19 protein-coding genes and 1 pseudogene are annotated in these 20892 nt (G+C 40.1%); 7 read left to right on the top strand and 13 right to left on the bottom strand.

Going from position 1 to position 20892, the window contains the following annotated elements:
* From I6F66_RS12880 to I6F66_RS12865, 4 genes are all read right to left on the bottom strand, one after another.
* Complete coding sequence (locus I6F66_RS12880; protein ID WP_197209340.1) at positions 1-1488, bottom strand: cell wall metabolism sensor histidine kinase WalK; 1488 nt, start codon at positions 1486-1488, stop codon at positions 1-3.
* Positions 1489-1498: 10 nt separating this feature from the next.
* On the bottom strand, positions 1499-2224 hold the full coding sequence (locus I6F66_RS12875; protein ID WP_007580488.1) for a response regulator transcription factor: 726 nt from the start codon (positions 2222-2224) through the stop codon (positions 1499-1501).
* Between the two features lie 62 nt (positions 2225-2286).
* Positions 2287-3021, bottom strand: a complete 735-nt coding sequence (locus tag I6F66_RS12870) for a spondin domain-containing protein (RefSeq protein WP_024607274.1) — start codon at positions 3019-3021, stop codon at positions 2287-2289.
* A gap of 10 nt (positions 3022-3031) precedes the next feature.
* The gene (locus tag I6F66_RS12865; protein WP_165729342.1) at positions 3032-3733 is read right to left on the bottom strand and encodes a spondin domain-containing protein; all 702 of its coding nucleotides are present in this window, start codon (positions 3731-3733) and stop codon (positions 3032-3034) included.
* Positions 3734-3917: 184 nt separating this feature from the next.
* Between I6F66_RS12865 and I6F66_RS12860 the strand changes: the two genes are divergently transcribed.
* Both I6F66_RS12860 and I6F66_RS12855 read left to right on the top strand, forming a co-directional pair.
* Entirely contained in the window at positions 3918-4283 is a 366-nt protein-coding gene (locus I6F66_RS12860; RefSeq protein WP_165740922.1) for a DUF4870 domain-containing protein, read from the top strand.
* 227 nt (positions 4284-4510) lie between these two features.
* On the top strand, positions 4511-4945 hold the full coding sequence (locus I6F66_RS12855) for a YqaA family protein (RefSeq protein ID WP_010554546.1): 435 nt from the start codon (positions 4511-4513) through the stop codon (positions 4943-4945).
* Between the two features lie 17 nt (positions 4946-4962).
* Here I6F66_RS12855 and folX read toward each other — a convergent pair whose 3' ends face one another.
* From folX to ycaO, 7 genes are all read right to left on the bottom strand, one after another.
* A complete protein-coding gene (gene folX, locus I6F66_RS12850; protein WP_007377309.1) occupies positions 4963-5319 on the bottom strand; it encodes a dihydroneopterin triphosphate 2'-epimerase in 357 nt (118 codons plus the stop codon).
* Positions 5320-5323: 4 nt separating this feature from the next.
* Positions 5324-5878, bottom strand: coding sequence for a GTP cyclohydrolase I FolE (gene folE, locus I6F66_RS12845; protein ID WP_002962341.1), 555 nt, complete (start codon positions 5876-5878; stop codon positions 5324-5326).
* 22 nt (positions 5879-5900) lie between these two features.
* On the bottom strand, positions 5901-6620 hold the full coding sequence (gene folM / locus I6F66_RS12840; protein WP_010554547.1) for a dihydromonapterin reductase: 720 nt from the start codon (positions 6618-6620) through the stop codon (positions 5901-5903).
* A gap of 220 nt (positions 6621-6840) precedes the next feature.
* Positions 6841-7671, bottom strand: coding sequence for an ammonia-dependent NAD(+) synthetase (nadE, locus tag I6F66_RS12835; protein ID WP_197209339.1), 831 nt, complete (start codon positions 7669-7671; stop codon positions 6841-6843).
* A 68-nt stretch (positions 7672-7739) separates the two neighbouring features.
* Positions 7740-8369 (bottom strand): YceH family protein, encoded by a 630-nt coding sequence (locus I6F66_RS12830; protein ID WP_007580511.1) that lies wholly within the window; start codon positions 8367-8369, stop codon positions 7740-7742.
* A gap of 43 nt (positions 8370-8412) precedes the next feature.
* Positions 8413-11775 carry an ATP-binding protein gene (locus I6F66_RS12825; protein ID WP_197209338.1) on the bottom strand — a complete coding sequence of 1121 codons (3363 nt, stop codon included), beginning with the start codon at positions 11773-11775 and terminating at the stop codon, positions 8413-8415.
* Between the two features lie 115 nt (positions 11776-11890).
* Positions 11891-13651 carry a 30S ribosomal protein S12 methylthiotransferase accessory factor YcaO gene (gene ycaO, locus I6F66_RS12820; RefSeq protein ID WP_024589636.1) on the bottom strand — a complete coding sequence of 587 codons (1761 nt, stop codon included), beginning with the start codon at positions 13649-13651 and terminating at the stop codon, positions 11891-11893.
* A 156-nt stretch (positions 13652-13807) separates the two neighbouring features.
* Between ycaO and I6F66_RS12815 the strand changes: the two genes are divergently transcribed.
* The 4 genes from I6F66_RS12815 (at position 13808) to I6F66_RS12800 (ending at position 18970) form a co-directional block, all read left to right on the top strand.
* Positions 13808-16093 carry a penicillin acylase family protein gene (locus I6F66_RS12815; RefSeq protein WP_197119561.1) on the top strand — a complete coding sequence of 762 codons (2286 nt, stop codon included), beginning with the start codon at positions 13808-13810 and terminating at the stop codon, positions 16091-16093.
* 79 nt (positions 16094-16172) lie between these two features.
* Positions 16173-17021, top strand: a complete 849-nt coding sequence (locus I6F66_RS12810) for an MBL fold metallo-hydrolase (RefSeq protein ID WP_197209337.1) — start codon at positions 16173-16175, stop codon at positions 17019-17021.
* Positions 17022-17120: 99 nt separating this feature from the next.
* Positions 17121-18653 (top strand): bifunctional GNAT family N-acetyltransferase/carbon-nitrogen hydrolase family protein, encoded by a 1533-nt coding sequence (locus I6F66_RS12805; protein ID WP_010554553.1) that lies wholly within the window; start codon positions 17121-17123, stop codon positions 18651-18653.
* The gene (locus I6F66_RS12800; protein ID WP_197209336.1) at positions 18653-18970 is read left to right on the top strand and encodes a multidrug efflux SMR transporter; all 318 of its coding nucleotides are present in this window, start codon (positions 18653-18655) and stop codon (positions 18968-18970) included. Before I6F66_RS12805 ends, I6F66_RS12800 begins: the two co-directional genes overlap by 1 nt.
* Before the next feature lie 67 nt (positions 18971-19037).
* On the opposite strand, the gene I6F66_RS12795 is transcribed toward I6F66_RS12800, so the two are convergent.
* Positions 19038-19925, bottom strand: coding sequence for a DMT family transporter (locus I6F66_RS12795; protein ID WP_197119572.1), 888 nt, complete (start codon positions 19923-19925; stop codon positions 19038-19040).
* 230 nt (positions 19926-20155) lie between these two features.
* On the opposite strand from I6F66_RS12795, the gene I6F66_RS12790 reads away from it, so the two are divergent.
* Positions 20156-20539 carry an MAPEG family protein gene (locus I6F66_RS12790; RefSeq protein WP_197209335.1) on the top strand — a complete coding sequence of 128 codons (384 nt, stop codon included), beginning with the start codon at positions 20156-20158 and terminating at the stop codon, positions 20537-20539.
* Positions 20540-20613: 74 nt separating this feature from the next.
* On the opposite strand, the pseudogene I6F66_RS12785 reads toward I6F66_RS12790, so the two are convergent.
* Positions 20614-20739 (bottom strand): annotated as a pseudogene (locus tag I6F66_RS12785) (energy transducer TonB); the annotation flags it as partial.
* Positions 20740-20892 lie beyond the last annotated feature (153 nt).

Here is a 20892-nt window from a genome sequence, read left to right as displayed (position 1 = left end):
TTAAGAAAGCACCTTTTTTTGTGGCAAATTAAAGCTAAACATCGTGCCTTTACCAATTTCACTTTGTACGTAAATTTCACTATCCATCAGTTTTAATAATCCCTTACAAATAGCCAGTCCTAACCCACCTTGCTGACGACCTTCTTTATTGGAGTTACTTGCCTGATAATGTGGATCAAAAATAGCATTCAGCTCATCTTCTTTTATGCCTACGCCCGTGTCTGATACATGCACAAAGAGTTGATTATCGTCACTGCGTTTTACATGCACTGCAATGCTGCCGCCGCGAGGGGTATGCCTAATTGCATTATCAATTAAGTTACTTAACACGCGCTCTAATTTAGCTATATCGGCAACCACCGGGAAATCACAAATTGCAGGTTCTACCGACAAGCTAATGCCTTTTTTATCAACGGCTAAACTAAATTTTGCCATGCAATCGTAAATGAGCTCACCTAAATTAAAGGTTTCTTTATTTATACTTATTTCGCCATTTTCTAAGTGAGCAAGCTCAAATATTTGCTCTATGAGTAGCTTTAATTGCCCGCAATTATTAAGCGATACCTGCAAGTATTCTTGCTGCTCTTTTTTACTTAGCTGCTCGCCTGACTGATTTAATACTTCTAAAAACCCCTGCAGTGAAGCAAGTGGTGTACGTAGGTCGTGCGATAAGTGAGTTAGTAACTCTTTGCGTTGTTTATCGCCTTGTTCAAGCGCTTTAAACTGCTCATTAATACGCGTTAACATGGCTTGAATACTTCGACCTAAACTATGCACTTCGTTACTTTTTTGCGTTGAATAGTTACTTAGCTTGGTGTCGGTAAGGCTGTAGTTAGCGGCTTCAATATTACTAACATCGCGTGCTAAGCGCTGAATTGGGTTGGTAAAAAAACGTAGCAAAATTAGCATCGCAATAAATAAAAATGCTAGTGCAGAGCCAAGCCATAAAGCAGCTAGCCATAACTTATCATTATTTTTTACAGTGCTTAGGGAGGTATCGTAAGCCTCACCACCAATAATTACATATAAATAGCCTTGTAGCTTATCTTGATTAAATACTGGCGCGGCTGAAAATATTTTTTGTTGCTCTTTATTACGAGGATTGTCACCATAAATAGGAGCAGCGCTTGGGTCGTTAATCAGCCTTTTTAAAGGCGTTAAACTAATATGCGTGCGTTTAACTTTACCCGGCTTTGCTGAGTAAGTAAGAATTTTTCCGGTTTCGTCTACAAAATAAAATTCAAACGCAGGACCTAATAACATTAAGGTATGGAAGAGGTTTTCAAGCGCTTTATAGTCGTAAACACCTTCTTTTATTAATGGGTTATCTTGTACTAAATGTTCCGCTAACGCTAAGTGCAGATTTTGTTCGGCGTGGTGTTTTGAAGTCAGTTCTAATTGCTTGCTCCAGCCGTAAACTAGGGCGCAAATAAAACAAAAAATCACGACTAGCGATATAGCTAATTTTTGATACAAAGATAATTTCATAATAGGTGTCTTAATTGAGTTGGCTAGGGTTTAGTTTGTAACCAACACCCCAAACTGTTTCGATGATAGGCGCTTGTTGGTGTTCTTCTAGCTTGGCACGTAAGCGGTTTATATGTGAATTAACCGTGTGCTCGTAACCACTGTGTTGGTAACCCCATACTTTATCGAGTAACTGCTGGCGGCTAAAAACATGATTAGGATGGCGTGCAAAGTAAACGAGTAAATCAAATTCGGTGGCGGTAAGGTTAAGGGCTTGCTTGCCTAAATACACTTGGTGCGAACTAAATTCTATATTGAGTGAGCCTACATTTAGTGTTTGTTCGCTATCAACGGGGGAGTTGTCGTTATTTTGGCTAGCGAGTAGTTGTGCTCTGTGGCGTAATTGGGTTTTTACTCTGGCTTGTAATTCGCGTGCAAAAAAGGGTTTACAAATATAATCATCGGCGCCCATTTCAAGGCCAATAACTCTGTCCATATCGCTACTAAGCGCGGTGAGTAAAATTACGGAGGTAGTTGGGTAATGCTCTTTTATTTTTCGGCATAAGCTTAAACCATCCATTTGGGGTAAGTTTATATCGAGTAAAATAAGTCCGTAGGGATGCTTAGCTATTTTTTTTAAGGCAAGTTCTGCGCTCACAACATGATCAACATGTAAGTTAAGCGACGTTAGCTGCGTGGTAATTAACTTACCTATTTCTCTGTCATCTTCTACTACTAATATTTTTTCGTGACGCATGTATTACCTCGTAAAAAGGGGGGCATCCGTGCTCCCTTACTTCCCCATTACAAGCTGGAACGTTACTGCGTGCGCGTAATTACTATTTTCGATACTGGGTTATCAAACTTATGTTCAACACCAAGTGCTGATGTAGATAATCCATCTTGATTTGAAACAATGCCTGGATGCATCGTTATTATATCGGCTGTATCGTCACGTATTTCGTTAAACCCTTCACCGCTAGCGGCAGGACCTGGCACAGTTTCAGCTGTTTCTGTATTTGCTTCCGTACCCGCATCATAAGCTGTCGTAGTGCGTGATAACGAGCCGCCAACTTCTAATGTTGATACATCTAAAGAACTAAGACCGGTAAAAGCATCATTTGTATTCCCAAGCATGGCAGCAAATGACAAATTAAGCGTTTCTTGCTCTTCAACAGTAATGATTACTGTGGTGGTTTCACCAGGGCCAATAGCGCCTTCAGCTGAAACTGCAGCAAGTGCACTTTCGTAGCTGAGGTATTCTTCATTTGCACCGCTTTCTGCAAGCATTTCTAAACCAACAGAAGCTGTTGTACCGAATGTCCAAGGTGCTTCATCTTCAAAAGCAATGACAGAGAGTGGTGACAAAGGCTGTCCTGCAGTTAAGTTACTAAAAGTAATAGTAAACTCACTGATCACAGGTTCTACAACAATTGGCTCAACAACGACCGGCTCTTCAACAACTGGGTCGTTATCATTATCGCTACACGCTGCAAGTGTGGTTGCAAGTGCAAGCACTAGTAGACTTTTTTTAAGGTTGTTAGCAGATGACATAATCATGCTCCTACTTAACTGTAACGGTTAATTGCGCTACTGGGTTTAACCATCTGTGTACTGTATTACTTAAATCGCTATTACCCGCTTCTAAATCGTCATCGCCTAAGCTACCTGGGTGAATATGGATGCTTGTATTTGTATCACCACTTAATATACCTGTACCGCCAGTGCCAGCGTCGCCACCTGGAGCCGCAGGAATCCCCGGAGTACCTGGAGCGCCAGAGCCTTCAACTACAAGCTCATTGTTTTGTTCTGTGCCTGCATCGTAAGCATTTAAATTAATTGTGTAAGTACCCGCTTCTGTTGGGATTTTCCAGCTGTTTAAGCCTACAAAGCCATCATTAGTTGGTAGCATCATTGCAGTTAAAGATAGGTACTCGTTACCGTCAGTAGTTGTTAGTGTTGCCGTTGTAGATGCGGCTGGTGCAAGTAAACCTTCAGCTGGATTTGCAGCCATATCACTGCCCGCTGCAGTTGCTTGTGCAACTAGCTCTGCAATATTGCCGCCTTCAGCCATTGTTTGTAATGCTGTAGATGCCTCTGTTGCTACTTCAAATAGTGTGTCTTCGCTGTTGTGTGCTGTAATTAACAGTGGAGTGAAGTGAATACCCTTGGTTAGGTTAGTAACTTTTAGGTCTAATTCTGCGGCCATAGTCGATTGGCTAGCTGCCGCTAAAAGAATTGCAATTGTTAATGTAGAAGTTTTCATTATTATTCCTGTAAGTGATGATTCGAGTTAAGTATTGAATAATCGTCTCCAGAAACTCTCACAAACTTATCACTTTTTTATCACAAGATTTCACGCTGTGATTTTTAAATACAAATACGTTGGTTGATTTGTAGACATTTGTTTAGTTAAGAGGCAACATACATAAAACAAAAAGGAGAGTGTTATGGAAGAAAATCAACAGGTTGAACCAGTTAACAAAGATGACCGTATGTGGGCTATGTTATGCCATTTGAGTGCGCTTGCCGGATTTATTGTGCCGTTTGGCTCAATAATTGGGCCATTAATTGTGTGGTTAATTAAAAAAGATGAGATGCCAGTTGTTGACGAGCACGGTAAAAAGGCGCTTAACTTTCAAATAACGATGGCAATTGCATATGTAGTTTGTTTTTTACTGATGTTTGTAGCAGTAGGCTTAATATTACTACCTATAGTGGCAATTTTTGGGTTTGTAATGGTTGTAATGGCGAGTATTAAAGCTAACGAAGGTAAAGAGTTTAATTACCCGTTTAGTTTAAATTTGATAAAATAAAACCTCAGTTATTTTTATACCAATTGCATTAAATTAGTGATCTATTATAGCGATAAGAAAATAGCTCAATAACAAGGCTAAAATTATGATACATAGTTGTTCTATATAAATAATTTTTAACGTCGTTAGTGAGTTATTTAATACGCTAGAATGATCATGTTTTTAATAAAATTGGTATTATAAACCCAGCTATAGGCTGGGTTTTTACGTTTAGCCATAAGGGCATTATGCTTTATCTCACGTTATTTATTAGCGCATTTATATCTGCCACATTACTGCCTAGCTCTTCTGAGGTGATAATGGTGGGGATGATTGCCCAAGGTAAAGTTAATTTATGGCTTATGTGGTGCGTAGCAACACTTGGAAATGTATTGGGAAGCTGCGTTAATTACTGGTTAGGCACGCAGGTACTGCGTTTTAAAGATAAAAAATGGTTTCCTGTATCGCAAAAAGGGCTTGATAGCGCACAAAAGCAATTTAATAAATACGGTGTGTATAGTTTGTTGTTTGCTTGGCTGCCAGTAGTAGGCGATCCGCTAACTGTAATTGGGGGGATATTTAAAGTACGCTTTAGTATGTTTTTATTACTAGTAACACTAGGCAAAGGCGCGCGCTATTTAGCGGTTATCGCCCTTGCCGTAGGATTCGAAAAGCTTTTTTAAATAAATTTTTTAAGGCCTTATTTAGCCCAATCAAGCGTTAACGACACCGAGTCGGCAAAACGCAGTGCATGCGGTTTATCAACACGTGCTTTAGCGTAATGAACACTTGGGTGTGAGTGACAAACCGCAAGAATTTCAGCCACTAATTTTTCGAGCAGTAAAAAGTGGCCTTGCTCTACTAAGCTAATTACTTCTTTGGTGATCACTTTATAATTAAGTGCTTGGTCAACTTCATCCGTTTTACACGCGTCATCAGCAGGGTAGTGAATCTCTAGGTTGATCACTACATCTTGCTTTTTTTCACGCTCATCGGGGTTAAAGCCAATAAACGTACGCAGGCGCAAATTAGTAACGTTAATAATTGCATTAGCCATAGGGTTAACCTTTTATAAGCTGCAAAAATTCGTTGCGTGTTTTAGGGTCGCTTCTAAAGTTACCTAACATTACTGATGTACGCATGCTTGAATTTTGCTTTTCTACACCACGCATCATCATACACATGTGTTTTGCTTCAACAATAACGCCCACACCTTTAGCGCCAGTAACTTCCTCAACTGCTTTAGCGATTTGATGCGTTAGCTGTTCTTGAATTTGAAAGCGGCGTGAAAACATATCAACAATACGTGCAAATTTAGACAAGCCCAATACTTTACCGTTTGGAATATAAGCAATATGGCAACGGCCAATAAAAGGTAGTAAATGATGCTCACACATAGAGTAAAGCTCTATGTCTTGCACTAACACCATGTCGTCAGCGTCAGATGTAAATACCGCTTTATTAGTTATTTCATCAAGCGTTTGACGATACCCTTGCGTTAAATATTCCATTGCTTTTGCAGCACGTTTTGGCGTATCAAGTAAGCCTTCGCGGTTAGCATCTTCGCCTACTGCGGTGATGATTTTTTCGTAACTTTCTTTTAATTCATTGTGCATAAATATCTCAGTTTATTTATATTTACTTTAAATGACGGCCGCCATCAACAGGCAAAGAGCGCCCTGTGATGTAGTGGCTTTGTAATAGTAAATCAATGCTATTGATAATTTCTTGGCATCCGGGTTCAATGCCCATTAATGATTTTTTAAGGGTTTTAGCTCGATATTGCTCATCGTCATGTTCATTAAAAATAATGAGTGATGGAGCAACCGAGTTCACTTTTATGTTTGGCGCATATTTAGCGCTAAACGATTTAGTTAAGTTATCGAGAGCTGCTTTACTTGCTGCATAAGCTAAGTGTTTAGGGCTGCCTGTTTCAACTACATAATCAGTAAGGTGAATTATATCAGCAGGTACTTTTTCACTTTGCTGATAGTTTATAAGCAGCTCAGCGCACATTAAATTAATTAAATACGGTGTTTTGGCGTGTATACGCATCATATTATCGAACAGTACTGCAAAGTCAGGATTGTTAGCTTCGCAGTCCCAGCTTGATGCATTGTGAACAACAGCGCGCAGCGATGTTGTATGCTCTTTAAGCGTATTTATAAATGCACTTATACCGTCATCGGTACTAAAATCGGCATAAATACATACAGCGCCTAGTTGCTCTAATTTATCAACAGCGTTGTGGCGAGTACGATACGTAATAATAACAGCCTGCCCTTGGGCTATATAATGCTGAGCGAGCGCTAAACCAATACGTTGGCCTGCGCCGGTAATTAAGATGGGCGATGTCATATAAGGCAGTGTTCTCTTTGGCGGGTAACTTATACCAATATTGTTAAAACATGATCGATCTATCGCTATTTTCTTAGGGCTATAATAGATCACTAATTTAACGCAATTGGTTTATAAAATTTAAAGCGTTAATTTACTAAAATATACGCAGTTTCTTAATCTGTCGATCAAAAAAGCAATTAATCCTCAAAGGCGTTAATTGCTTTATTTTACTAAAACATTAATCGTAAATTGTCGGAATTGGTTGGCGCTTATGTTGTGTACGCATGTAAATACTTACAAGCTTTTGTTCAACGTCTTTAGAAACAGATTTACCTTCTAAAAAGTCATCAATTTGCTCATAGCTCAAACCAAGTGCTTCTTCATCGGTTAAGCCTGGGCGATCGCTTTCTAAATCAGCTGTAGGTGCTTTTTCTACTAATAAAGCTGGGGCACCGAGCGCAGTAGCAAGTGCACGCACTTGGCGTTTTGATAAACCAAATAGCGGAGCTAAATCGCACGCGCCGTCACCAAATTTAGTATAAAAACCAGTAATATTTTCAGCACTATGGTCGGTACCCACTACTAAGCCTTGGCAAAAGCCTGCAATTTCGTACTGAGCAACCATACGTTGGCGTGCTTTAACATTACCTTTAACAAAATCTATCTGAGCTTGCTCAGGCAGTGCTTCACCACAGCCAACTACAGCAGCTATCGCTTGCTCATGCAATGCATCAGCCGCAGGTTGTACGTTTACGGTCATACGTTTACTTGGCTGGATAAAATCAACCGCCATTTGCGCTTCGTCTTCATCGGCTTGTACGCCATAAGGTAAGCGCACAGCAATAAATTGGTATTTGTCAGTATCGTGTTCTTTATTTAGCTCGTTTACGGCAAGTTGACATAAGCGGCCGCAAGTTGATGAGTCAACACCACCACTAATACCCAATATTAGTGATCGTGAGTGAGCTGCTACTAAACGTGCTTTAATAAAAGCAACCCGGCGAGTTATCTCAGCATTTACATCAATCGTTGGCTGAACCTTCATTTCAGCCATAATTTCGGCGCGCATTGCCAGCTCCTTATAAAATTTAATATGTGATACGCAATAAACTTATTATGTGATTTAGTCTTAATTAATTAAAGTTTTAAATGAGCTTTTATTTTGCGAAGCTCTACTTTTAATTCTTCTACTTCTGCTAGTAAATCACTTAATTCTTTATCTTTAATTACTTCGCTTGGTAGAGCAACAAAGGCATCGGCGGGATTATTTTGTTGTTCGCCAAATAAATGAATGTATCGGCTGTCGCGTTTACCTGCTTCTCGTTCTAATTTACGGGCGTAATCGCTTTCAATCAGTTTATTGAGCGCTGTTTCTACTTCATTTACGTTATTAAAATCAGCAAGCCTAGCACTGCGAGTTCTTAATTCACCTGGGGTTTGGGCACCACGTAAAAGTAATAAACAAACAATGGCACGTTGCTGAGCAGAAAATTGCAGATTACTAAACTCAGTGTTGCAAAAGCGGTGGTCGTATTTATTTACGCGACCAGAAAGCCCTTCATCTATAGTTACCAAGCGCATGTCTATTAGTTCATCAAGTGCGTTTTGCACGTCACTATCTGTAAGATTTAACACAGGATCGCGATTAGACTTTTGATTACATGCGTTCACTAGAGCGTTTAACGATAGCGGATAATGTTCTGGCGTTGTGCTTTGTTTTTCTAGTAAGCAACCAAGAATACGTTGTTGATTTGCTGATAACTGCATAAATAATCTCAAATTAGTAAGCGTATTTTATTAGCTTACACCTTTATTGGATACCAAGCCATTGCTGGAGTTTAGGTTTTAGGGCGGCTAAATCGAGCGGCTTACTTAAATAGTCGTTCATGCCTGCTGCTAGGCATTTTTCTTTATCGCCCTGCATGGCATTGGCTGTAAGTGCAATAATAGTAATATTTTCATTACCCTTACCTGCATCGCCTTCTCTAATGGCTTTAGTGGCTTGGTAGCCATCCATTTCAGGCATTTGGCAATCCATTAAAACTAGCTTATATGGCTTACCTTGTTTTGCATTGAGTTTTACAATTGCCTCAAGCCCATTTTCAGCAATATCAAAAGTCACACCTGCTTGCTTTAATAGCGCCGAGGCAACTACTTGGTTTATTTTATTGTCTTCAACGAGCAGTAGTTGTGGCTCTGATGAATCGAGTACTGGTGCTTTAGTTAGTTTATTTTGTAGTTGTGCTTGTTGCTGCTGTTGTTCAATGTATTTATCGTTAGTGAGTGAGTCAAACAAATCAGAAGGTGTGAGTGGTTTGAAAATCATACAGTCGACTTCCATACCTACTTTAGACTCCTCAGGTGAATAACTCATTGGCGCCATAAGAACTAACTTGCAACTATGCATATTTATAAAGTTTTTAAGCGCAGTTATATGCGTTTGCGGCGCTTTTTCAAAAAAGTAGTAATCAACTAAAATAGCTTCAGGGTGGGTGGTTACATTATTTAAATAATCATCAACCTCAAGATAGTCATGTATGCAATTAACCTTTGCACTCCATACCGTGAGTTGTTTGCTGGCTGTATTTGCATTTAACGAGCACTCATCAATAATTAAAATATGTTTGTTTTTAATTAAATGACTCGGTAAATCTTGTTCTTTACTTAAGCGAGGCTGTATTTGTATTGTGAAAGAAAATGTACTTCCTTCACCTTGCATGCTGTTTACACTTACTTCACCGTTCATCAGCTCACACAGTTGTTTTACTATGGCAAGGCCAAGCCCTGTGCCCCCAAACTGGCGTGTAGTTGAGGTATCTGCTTGTGTAAACGAATCAAATAACGACGCTTGTTTTTTAGGGTCAATACCAATGCCAGTATCAATAATCGAACATTGTAGGAACGAGCCATCCGTTGTTTCATCCACTTTGGCGGTAATAACTACTTCGCCATCAATAGTAAATTTAACGGCGTTGCCAATTAAGTTATTCAAAATTTGGCGTAAGCGGTTCGGATCACTAATTATTTCGCTAACTGTAATTTGAGTGGCATCTAAAATAAGTTTTGTATTGTTTTGCTCTACTTTTAAAGCAAACGACTCAACCACTTCTCCTAATAACCGAGGTAGGTTAAATTGCACGTTTTCAATATCGAGCTTACCGGCTTCAATTTTAGAAAAGTCTAATATGTCGTTAATTATATTAAGTAAAGATTGAGCTGATGACTGAGCAAGTTCGATATGATGCTTTTGCTGCAGGTCTAGTTGCGTTTGCTTAATTATATTAAGCATGCCTAAAACACCATTCATTGGGGTGCGAATTTCGTGGCTCATACTTGCTAAAAATTCACTTTTAGCTTCAACAGCTTGTTCTGCTGTTTCTTTGGCAGCAACCAGCTTTTGTTCAGTTTCAATACGTTTTTGGCTTGAGTACAAACTGCCAATAAGTGCTGCGACGGCAATTAAAAAGCTCTCTTCGTTACGAGACCAATTTCTAGGTGACTGACATTGCTCTGCGCATACAACACCCAAAGCTCCACTACCGGCTGGGATAACCACGCATAACATGGCTTGAATTTCTAAAGGGTTTAAATAGTGTGCTTTTAGAGGCGTTAAAACCGGGTGATTTAGTGCATCTGGAGCATTAAATACAGCTTGATGATCAATGGTATTAAAAAAGTCTTTAGCATTTCTTCTTAGCCAAATAGGGTCTACGGTGTCGCTTGATAATTGATTGCTGTGAACTGCAAACGGATTTAGTTGACTCTTATCTTCATTAAAAAACCAAATGCTGGCACGTTTAACGTCAAATGCTTGGCAAATCGATTGTGTGATTACGTCTTTAGATTGGCTTAGTTGTCCGTTTAATATGAGTTTATTAACGGTTAGCGATGCGAGTATTTCATTGTGCAGTGCAACTTTATTGCTTTCTAATTCAATTTTTTTACGGGTATCAATATTCTGTAGTGAGCCAAAAATGCGTGTGCATCGTCCATTCTTTCGTTCTGCTTCACCATGTACGAGTACCCAAACAGATTCACCTTCTGCATCCATTACTTCTAATTCAACTTCGTAGCTTTCACCATATTTTATGGCTCGTTCAATTAAAGGTTTAATTGTTTCTCGGCTAGTGCCTTTTTTAAAGTAGTTTAAATCTTTAGGCCATTCTGGTTGGTTATTTAATGGGTATTTAAATAGTTTTTTGGTCATGTCAGACCAATACACTTGTTTAGTTTCTAAGTTAAATGACCATGCGCCTATTTGAGCTAGATCACTCATTGCTTCAAGCATTTTTTCGTTTTGTTGCTGACGATTAAGCATTTTCAAAAAGAATAAAAAGGCCCAAATTAATAATCCGCAAATAATAATAATCGATAACCGAAGTGGCCATATTGATGAAATAGGAGGGCTCCAACCGATTTTTGGCGCTACATATAACTGCCAGCTGCCGCCTTGAAAATTTAGAGTGAACTCAAGAGGATCTTGCTGAATAATATTTTGATTGCCGAAAAAAAACTCGCCTTTTTTACCTAAGCCATTACGCCCTTGAATGGCAACGTTGTACTGTTTTTCTAATTCATAAACGCCAGAATTGATATAAACTTTGTCAATATCGAGTACAACCGACAACAACCCCCAAAACTCATTATTAGGAGGGGTATACACCGGAACCCTGGCGATTAATGCTTCCCCCCCCTGAACTAATGTTAGCGGTCCTGCCATAATAATTGTGTTGGTATCGCGGGCTCTAAGTGCATCAGTACGCTGATTTTTATTATCTAAAAAATTAAGGCCAATTGCTTTTTCGTTCCCTTTTAAAGGATAGGTCATTTGAATGACCATATTGGGAGCGCCACCAATATTACGAAGTTCATTTGATGTATCAAAAAGAGGGGCTGCGATTTGTTCAAAGCGTTCTTGTTCTAAACCCGGTTCTGCGGCAACGGCAACACCTAAACCCCGTACTAGTTGAATATTAGAAACTAAGGTTGATTCGAGTTGAGCTCTATAAGTACTTACTTCTGAAAGAATTTGTAGGCGGTGAGCATCTTTTACACGATTATAGTTAATACGATCAAGAACAACACCAACTAGTACAGTTAGCGTAAGCGATAACCAAAAGGTCAGCTTAAAGTTATGAACATTCGTTTTTTTGTTATTACTAGACGGTGGCATTAGCTACATCGTGGCGTTAATTTAGGCAAATTAACTATAGCTAATTTATGACATAAATGAAAACGGCGCATTAACAAATGCGCCGTTTATTTTTTATAATTAGTAGTTTAGCGAGTTACGAATCGCTAACTTCACGTGCCCAATGATTTTGCTTTGCTACGTGTAGCTTGCGGTAACCATCAAGTAATGCTGCATGCTTTTTAAAGCCTTCAAGCGATAAACCTGGAAAAGTTAAACCGTTAAACTGCTTTTTACCTTCGGCAATTTCAATAGCCAGCGCTACATTATTAGCACCAAACATTAAGCCTAATGCATCTTGGTAATCAGCGTATTCGCGCTCGTCATCGTATTTAATTTCAAGAATCGCTTTTAAACAGCGGAAGTGGCGCATTGCATCTTCGTTTACTTGGCCTGTATGAAGTATCCAGTCAACCCAATCAATGGCTTCTTCGCTGCCTGCGGCTAAACATAGGTGCGCTTTAAGTTCACCTATACGCAGTGTGTGCCATGGTGTGTCGGCATCGGTTGCTAAACCAATAAATTCTGCGGCGCGGATAATATCGCTATGACCTGCTTCTTCTAGGCTGTCGTAAATTTCCATCCATTGCTCTGCATCGTACTGATCAAGCGATAGGAATGCTTCGCGAAATTTTGCGCCTTCGTTGTTGTTGCGCCAAATAAGCTCATCAACTGGATAAATATCTGACATGCCCGGTACTAAAATACGACATGCGTATACGTTTAGGTGCGTATAATCCATGATGTATATATCGTGATCCATGCTGTGAATCAGGTCAGTACAGAAGTTATATTCTTGCTCTGTTGTGCCGCTAAAGTCCCAGTGTACAAATTCAAAGTCAGGTTTTGCACGGAAGAAATCATGCGAAATCAAACCGCTTGAATCAATAAAGTGCAGTTCAATGTTCTCTGGTGTTGCTACTTCATCGTTATCAAATGTTGCAGGTTGGAATACATCTAGTTGATCTAAACGACGACCTTGTAGTAACTCTGTAACTGTACGCTCAAGTGCAACTTCAAATGATGGGTGAGCACCAAAAGAAGCAAATACAGAGCCATCAGTTGGGTTAATAAGCGTTACGCTCATTACTGGGTAAATTCCCCCAAGTGATGCATCGGCAATGCGTAAATGAAAGCCATGGCTGCGAAGCTCTTCACACGCTTCGTGAATTTTAGGATATTGCTTAACAACGTCTTCAGGCACGATTGGTAAACAAATGCCTTCGGCGATGATGCGGTTTTTAATCGCGCGCTCAAATACTTCTGATAAACCTTGTACGCGCGCTTCAAACTTCGTGTTACCTGCGCTCATACCGTTAGATACAAAAATATTACCGATAACGTTTACCGGAATGTATACGTCTTGGTTATCGCGTTGGCGAGTGTAGGGCAGGGTACAAATGCCACGATCAATATTGCCTGAGTTAAAATCAAAGAGATGTGATGCGTTAAGTTCGCGCTCTGGGTCAAAGTAATCCCATAAGCTTTCATCCATAATACCTTGTGGTACTTCGTCGCCTTCAACTTTAAACCATTTTTCGGTTGGGTAATGAGTAAACTCGCCATTGGCAAATTCTTCACCTAGATAAAAGTCTGCAAAAAAGTAGTTACAGCTTAAACGCTCAAAGTATTCACCGAGTGCTGAGGCAATAGATGCTTTGTCGGTTGCGCCTTTACCATTGGTAAACATAACACCGCAGTCACTGTCTTTTATATGAACCGAATAACAGTTAGCTACAGGGTTAAGCCAAAGCGCTTCTTCAACATTAATGTGTAGGGCTTCAAGCTTGTTTTGCATGGTAGAGATTGACGATTCTAGGTCGCGGTCTTTACCTTTGATAAATGTTTTTTCAGTCATATTGATCTCAACTAGTTCTGCACGATGTGTGGAGCTGACATTATCGTGGATTTTGATGTTTATTTCACCCTTTGCGAGCAAGAACATTATTATTTAATAAAACTGTGGTTATTATATGTCCTTAACGCTTGGTCAAAACGTGCAAAGGAAAGGTTGATGTTTAAAGTAATCAAACGCTTGTTATTATTAATTGTGATTTTAGGGCTGGCAAGTACCGCCGTTGTTTATGGTGTACTTAGTTTAAGTTTACCTGCCCTTGATGGAAACGGACGTAGTAACGCGGTAGTAGAGCCCGTAAAAATTTCGCGCGATGCACTAGGGCAAGCAGTGATAAATGCAAATAGCCGAAACGACGTTGCCTATGGTTTAGGTTATGCGCATGGGCAAGACCGATTTTTTCAAATGGATTTACTAAGACGTAATGCCGCAGGCGAGCTAAGTGAGTTATTTGGCGAAGCCGCGTTGGGGCTCGATAAAAAGATGCGTTTTCATCAATTGCGCAAACGCAGCCAAATTATTTTACAAACGCTGCCTGAGACCGATAAGCAATTACTTAAAAGTTACGCTCAAGGTGTAAATGAAGGTTTAGCGCAAGTAGGGTATTCAAGCTTTGAATACTTACTAACAGGCGCAGCACAAAAGCCATGGCAAAGTGAAGACAGCTTACTTGTGATATTTAGCATGTACCTTGATTTACAAAGCGCGACATTTGAACGTGACCAAGCACTCATTCAAATTGAGCAAGCGTACACAAAGCAAATGGTTGATTTTTTAACGCAACCAAGTAAGTACCAAGCCGCGCTTGATGGCAGCAAATTAGCGCCTTATAGCGGCGGCATACCTACTTTTCCCACTCAAACAGAGCATACAGTTAAAAGTATTGAAGCCAACCAAGAGCGCGGCAGTAATAACTGGGCAGTTACAGGAACGTTGACTAAAACAGGCGCTGGAATGGTGTCTGATGATATGCATTTATCGATGGCAGTGCCTGTAATTTGGTACAGGGCTCAGCTAAATTATATACAAAATGGAAAACCCGCTCAGGTAACCGGTGTATCGCTGCCCGGAGCGCCGGCAATTGTTGTTGGCACTAACAACAATGTTGCATGGGGATTTACTAATGGTTATTTAGATACAGCCGATTGGATTGCATTAAACGATGATAGTAAAACATGGCAAGTAGATGAACCTATTGTATTACCCGATGGGGAGGTTGAAAACTATTCATTAATACTTAGCGAATATGGCCCTGTAAAATATATTAACGAAAAACCTTATGCATTGAGCTGGGCTGCACATCAGCCTTACGCCGTTAATATGCAACTATTAAAGTTAGAACAAGCCAAAACAGTAGATGATGCACTTGCTGTCGCAAGCGATGTAGGAATACCTGTGCAAAACCTAATGGTGGTAGATAGCCAAGGTAACGCAGCGTGGAAAAATATGGGCGGTATACCGGCTCGTAAAACGCCAAGTGAGCTCGGTGTAAATGCCGGTGACTACTCAGCGCTTTGGCAGCAAACCGAATTAGAACGCCCCTTTATTAAAAACCCACAAAACGGTCGATTATGGACTGGTAATTCTCGCGTGGTATCGGCTGAAGATAACGCCCGCTTTGGCAATGGTGGCTATGCACTCGGTGCACGTTCGAGCCAAATCCGCGATAGATTATTTGAAAAACAAACATTTGCAGAGAGCGACTTTTACGCACTACAGCTCGATAACCAAGCTCGCTTTTTAATGCCTTGGCATGCTTTGCTATTAAAGCAATTAAAAACAGATCAAACCAAAAATCAGCAATATATAACAGCGCTCGAAAATTGGCAGCAATGTGCGTGTTCAACCTCCATAGGGTATACCTTAGTTAAGCGCTACCGCGATGAAGTGATTAATATTCTATTTAGTAGTATTGAAGACGAATTAAATAAACAGCAAGGCACACTTAAATACGTAAAACGAGATTTAGAGCCCGCAGTTTGGCAGCTTATTAATAACAAACCCGATACGTGGATAAACCCGCAATTTAAAAGCTGGGATGCACAATTACACGGTGCATTTAACCAAACTATCACTAAGCTTAATGAGCAATTTGGTAATAATGTACAAAGCTGGCAGTGGGGCAAGGTCAATGAGTTAGTGATAGAGCATCCGTTTGCAAAGCAAATGCCGTTACTTGCTAAGTTATTAAATATGCCCACAGCAGCGGGTTTTGGTGGTAGCTACATGCCCGCCGTACAAGGGCGTAGTTTTGGCGCATCGCAGCGCTTTATTGCTCAACCTGGGCATTTAGAACATGCAATTTTAGCTATTCCCGGTGGGCAATCGGGGCATCCTCTTTCTGAATTTTATAGAGCGGGGTTTAGTGATTACGTAGAGGGTAAACATACACCTTTATTGCCGCAAACACTTATGCATCAAATAGTCATAAGTCCTATTAAATAACGTTTAAGTGATAAGTGAGTGAGCTTAAATAGTGATAAAAACGTTCTATATTAATTACTTCATACAACAGAGAACTAAAATGAAAAAAATACTACCCGCATTAATAACAGGTTTATTACTAAGTACAGCAGCGCAAGCAGATGAAGGTCCAATAACAGCACAAAAGCTAAGTGAGCATATATACGTACTATTTGGGCAAGGCGGTAATATTGCAGCAAGTGTAGGCGATGATGGCATTTATATTATTGATGATCAGTTTGCCAAACTCTCAGACGATATTAAAAAAACGATTAGCGATCTAAAACCAGGCAGTGCAGAGTTTGTTATTAATACGCATCATCATGGCGATCATACCGGTGGCAACGAGAACTTTGCTAAAGCGGGTGCGCACGTTATAGCACACGACAATGTACACAAACGTTTAGAAGAGCAGCATGGAGAAGGGTCAGACTTTTTACCGCGCATTAGTTTTGGTCACGATTTAAAACTGCATTTTAATAATGAACACGCCCATGTAGTGCATTACGAACATGCACATACCGATGGTGACTCGGTTGTTTTTTTTAGTAACGACAACATAGTGCACATGGGCGATATTTACTTTAATTTTGGCAGCTTACCGTTTGTTGATGTAGATAGCGGCGGCAGCGTTGATGGTATTTTAGCGGCAGTAGACGATGTAGTTAAACAAATTGACGACAACACTAAAGTAATACCAGGACACGGTAAGGTAAGTGACCGTTCAGGACTGATAGCGTATGGTAAGCTAGTTCAAAACGCGAAAGACGTAATGCTAAAAGCAATGCAAAATAATGCAAGCTTAGAGCAAGTACTTAAAGCCGATCCATTGGCAGGACTTGGTCTTGAATACGCAGGCTGGTTACCAAAAGAGAAAGTAACCACACTCTTTTATCGCAGTTTAAAGTAGTACATCTAAAGTAAAAAACATGATACAAAGCTGAGTGTATTCTTGATTTAATCGAGCGTACATTCGGCTTTTATTTTCTTATGCCTAAAGGAGTTGTGTATGTCGGCAGAAAAAACCCATCTTGAAATTTGTAACTTAACCAGAGAGCAATATCCGCAAATTAAAACCTTGATGGATCAAGCGTATCCCGACTTAGGTGGTGCGTGGCCAAGTCATACCATTTTTAGATTAATAGACCAATTTCCTGAAGGGCAAATCGGTATTGTAGATGACGGCGTGCTGGTGGGCTTAGCGCTGAGCGTACAAGTTGATTACACACGTTTTTCAAACCCGCATACCTACGAAGACATTGCAGATGGTCATGACCGTGTATTTAGCGATACCGACGGCGATGCGCTATACGGCTTAGATGTAGCAATAAGCGAAACTCACAGAGGCATGCGCTTAGGTCGTCGCCTTTATGATGCCCGTAAAGAACTGTGCCGCCAATATAACCTACGCGCTATTTTAGCGGGTGGTCGTATTCCGCGTTATTACAATCACAGTAGTGAAATGACGCCAATGGAATACATTGCAAAAGTAGATCAGAGAGAGCTATACGATCCTATTTTAAGCTTTCAGTTATCTAACGATTTTCAGGTAAAGCGTTTACTTAAAAAGTACCTACCGGAGGATCAAGAGTCAGTTGGTTACGCCACTTTGCTTGAGTGGAATAACATTATGTATGAACCAACCGACACGGTACTCGAGTCAACTAAATCAATTGTGCGCGTAGGTGCTGTGCAATGGCAAATGCGTTGTGTTGAATCGGTTGAAGAAATGCTAAAGCAGGTTGAATACTTTGTAGATACCGTATCTGACTACAAAAGTGACTTTATACTATTCCCTGAGTTTTTTAACGCGCCATTAATGGGTTTAGGAAATCAAAGCAACCAAACGGAAGCGATTCGTTATTTAGCCGAATATACCGAAACGTTTAAAAACGCGATGTCGCGTATGGCAATAGAATACAACGCCAATATTATTACCGGCTCTATGCCGCTTGCCGAAGATGATAAAATTTATAACGTGAGTTATTTATGTCACCGCAGCGGTAAAATAGATGAGCAGCGTAAAATACACATTACCCCGCATGAGCAAAACGATTGGGTTATTCAAGGCGGCGACAAAATTGCTGTATTTGAAACCGATGCCGGGCGTGTAGGTATTCAAATTTGTTACGACGTAGAGTTTCCTGAGCTTTCACGCATATTAGCTAAGCAAGGGCTCGATATTTTGTTTGTACCATTTTGGACAGATACTAAAAATAGTTATTTACGTGTACGCCACTGTGCACAAGCACGCGCAATAGAGAACGAATGTTATGTAGTTATTGCAGGCTCGGTAGGTAATTTACCACAAGTAGAAAGCCTTGATGTGCAGTACTCACAATCGGCAGTGTTAACGCCATCGGACTTTTCGTTCCCGCACGATGCAACACTTAACGAAGCCACGCCAAATACAGAAATGCTGTTATTTAGCGACCTTGATATGGATAAACTAAAAATTCTTCATAGCGAAGGTACAGTGCGTAACTTAAAAGATCGCCGCGAAGATTTATACGAAGTCATTTTGAAAAAGAGAGATGTTTAATGGCGTGGATTTATTTGGTTATTGCCGGTTTACTTGAAATTGGCTGGCCGATAGGTTTAAAAATATCGCAAAACTCAGATATTCGCTGGCAGGGTATTGCAATAGCGGTGGCTTTTTTAGTCGCTAGTGGCTTTATGTTGTGGCTTGCCCAAAAGCAAATATCGATGGGTACGTCATACGCAGTGTGGACCGGTATTGGCGCTGCAGGTACGTTTGTAGTGGGTATATTGTTTTATAACGATGCCGCTACATTTGGTCGTATTGCGGGTGTACTGATGATTATTAGTGGTGTGATAACGCTAAAAATAAGCTCTTAATTAATAATTCAAATAAACGCTTAATTATGAATAGCGCAGGTATAAAAGCCTGCGCTTTTTTATGCTCTTAACTTGGCAACATGACCAAAACAGCGGCGATGGCGATGAGTATTAAGCCTGCAGTATCTTGTTTTTTAAGTGGCTGTTTTAACCAAAGTACGGCAATTAGCATGGTAAAAAACACTTCAACCTGTCCAAGTGTTTTAACGTAAGCAACGTGCTGTAAGCTCATTGCACTAAACCAGCCAATAGAACCGACACAACTAAAAACACTAATTGCGGCTGTAGTGCTTTTGTATTGCCACAGTTTACTGAGTGTTTGCGGCTCTTTTAATAATAAATAGCCAAGTAATATTAGCGTTTGTAGACTAATTACAAACAGTAAAACCCAAGCGGCAGAGTGTGGAAATAGTAACCCCGAATTTAAACTCGCTTCACGTACCCACAGTGATGTAAGCGCAAAGCAAGTACCACATGCAAGCCCCAACAAAGCCGTTTTAGCATTAAAGGTTTTTACACTGGTTATGCCACTAAGTAGCAATACGGCAATAGCGCCAAAAAATACACCAAGCCAACCAAGTAAAGAAAGTGCTGAGCCAAAAAATAATACACCTAAAATGGCAGCCACTAACGCCTCGCTTTTAGCAAGACCAGCCCCTACAGCGTAGTTATTCATTTTAAATAACTTAACCATTAAACCAGTGGCGAGTATTTGCATAACGCTTGCGCCAATAATAAATCCCCAAAAGGCATTATTAAACGTAGGCATGGCGGTATCTTGATATTGATACAAACCATATAAATACACCGCCGCAATAGGCCCCGCAATAATAAAGCGGGAGAGGGTTACGCCAGCAACACTGACATTACTACTTAATTTACTTTGCAGGGCATTACGCCATGCTTGCATGAAGGCGGCTAAAAAAGTGAAAAATATCCAGGTCATGGTCGTCATCGTTAAAATGTAAGGCAGTAAAGTTAACAAGCTTTGTGAAGTAAAGCGATGCATTAACTATGATGTTGAATATTCATCATCTGCGACATTATGTCGCATGGGTTTGAGGATATATTTAGCTATAGTAAGCCTGATGTTATTGTTAGCCGCCAGCGTTTGTCATAAAACGTATCTGGCGGCTTTTTTATTGCGCTTATGCTAAATTATCCGAAACATCAAAAGGATAAATTATGACAACATTAGTTGTATGTGCATTACTTGCGGTATTAATGCCTTACTTTGCAAAAGTGCCGGTTGCTATAGCAATGGCAAAATTAGGTCGATACGACAATAAACATCCAAGAGCGCAACAAAAAAAATTAACCGGCTTTGGTGCACGGGCGCTCGCTGCTCATCAAAACTGTTTTGAATCGCTCGCTGTTTTTGCTGTCGCTATTGCAGTTGTACTGGGCACTAACTCTGTAGGTGCAGTGACCGAAACGCTAGCGGTTACGCATATTGTGTCGCGTATTTTGTATTGCGTTTTTTACTATATGAACCTAGATATAATTCGCTCATTAGTGTGGTTTATTGGTTTGGTTACAGCCATATCCATGATTGTGGTGAGCTTATAACTTTATGGCGTAAAACCACAAAGCAAGCAGCCTAAAAGGGCGCTTGCTTTGTAGTCTTGAAAAATCTAATAAAGTTAGTGCGATACTTTAATTCGCTCTATTAAATCGGTATTAGCAACTTCATTGTTTATTGCAAAATCGAGCTGTACAAGTACGTTTTGATAACCCATTGATGAGGGTTTGTATTGCCACTGTCTTAGCTGTCTCTTATACACAAATCCCTGCTAAGAAATTAGCGGGGATTTTTTTGAACTAAATCTCAATGTCATGATCAGATCTTCAAATCTTGTTTGAGGGCACATTATGATTAACGAACATACTCATTGGGCAAAACAACAATTCGGTAAATCGGA

Origin of the sequence: Pseudoalteromonas sp. NZS100_1 (assembly GCF_015864285.1) — a bacterium.
Lineage (GTDB): Bacteria > Pseudomonadota > Gammaproteobacteria > Enterobacterales > Alteromonadaceae > Pseudoalteromonas > Pseudoalteromonas arctica.
This window is presented reverse-complemented; position numbering and strand designations above follow the sequence as displayed.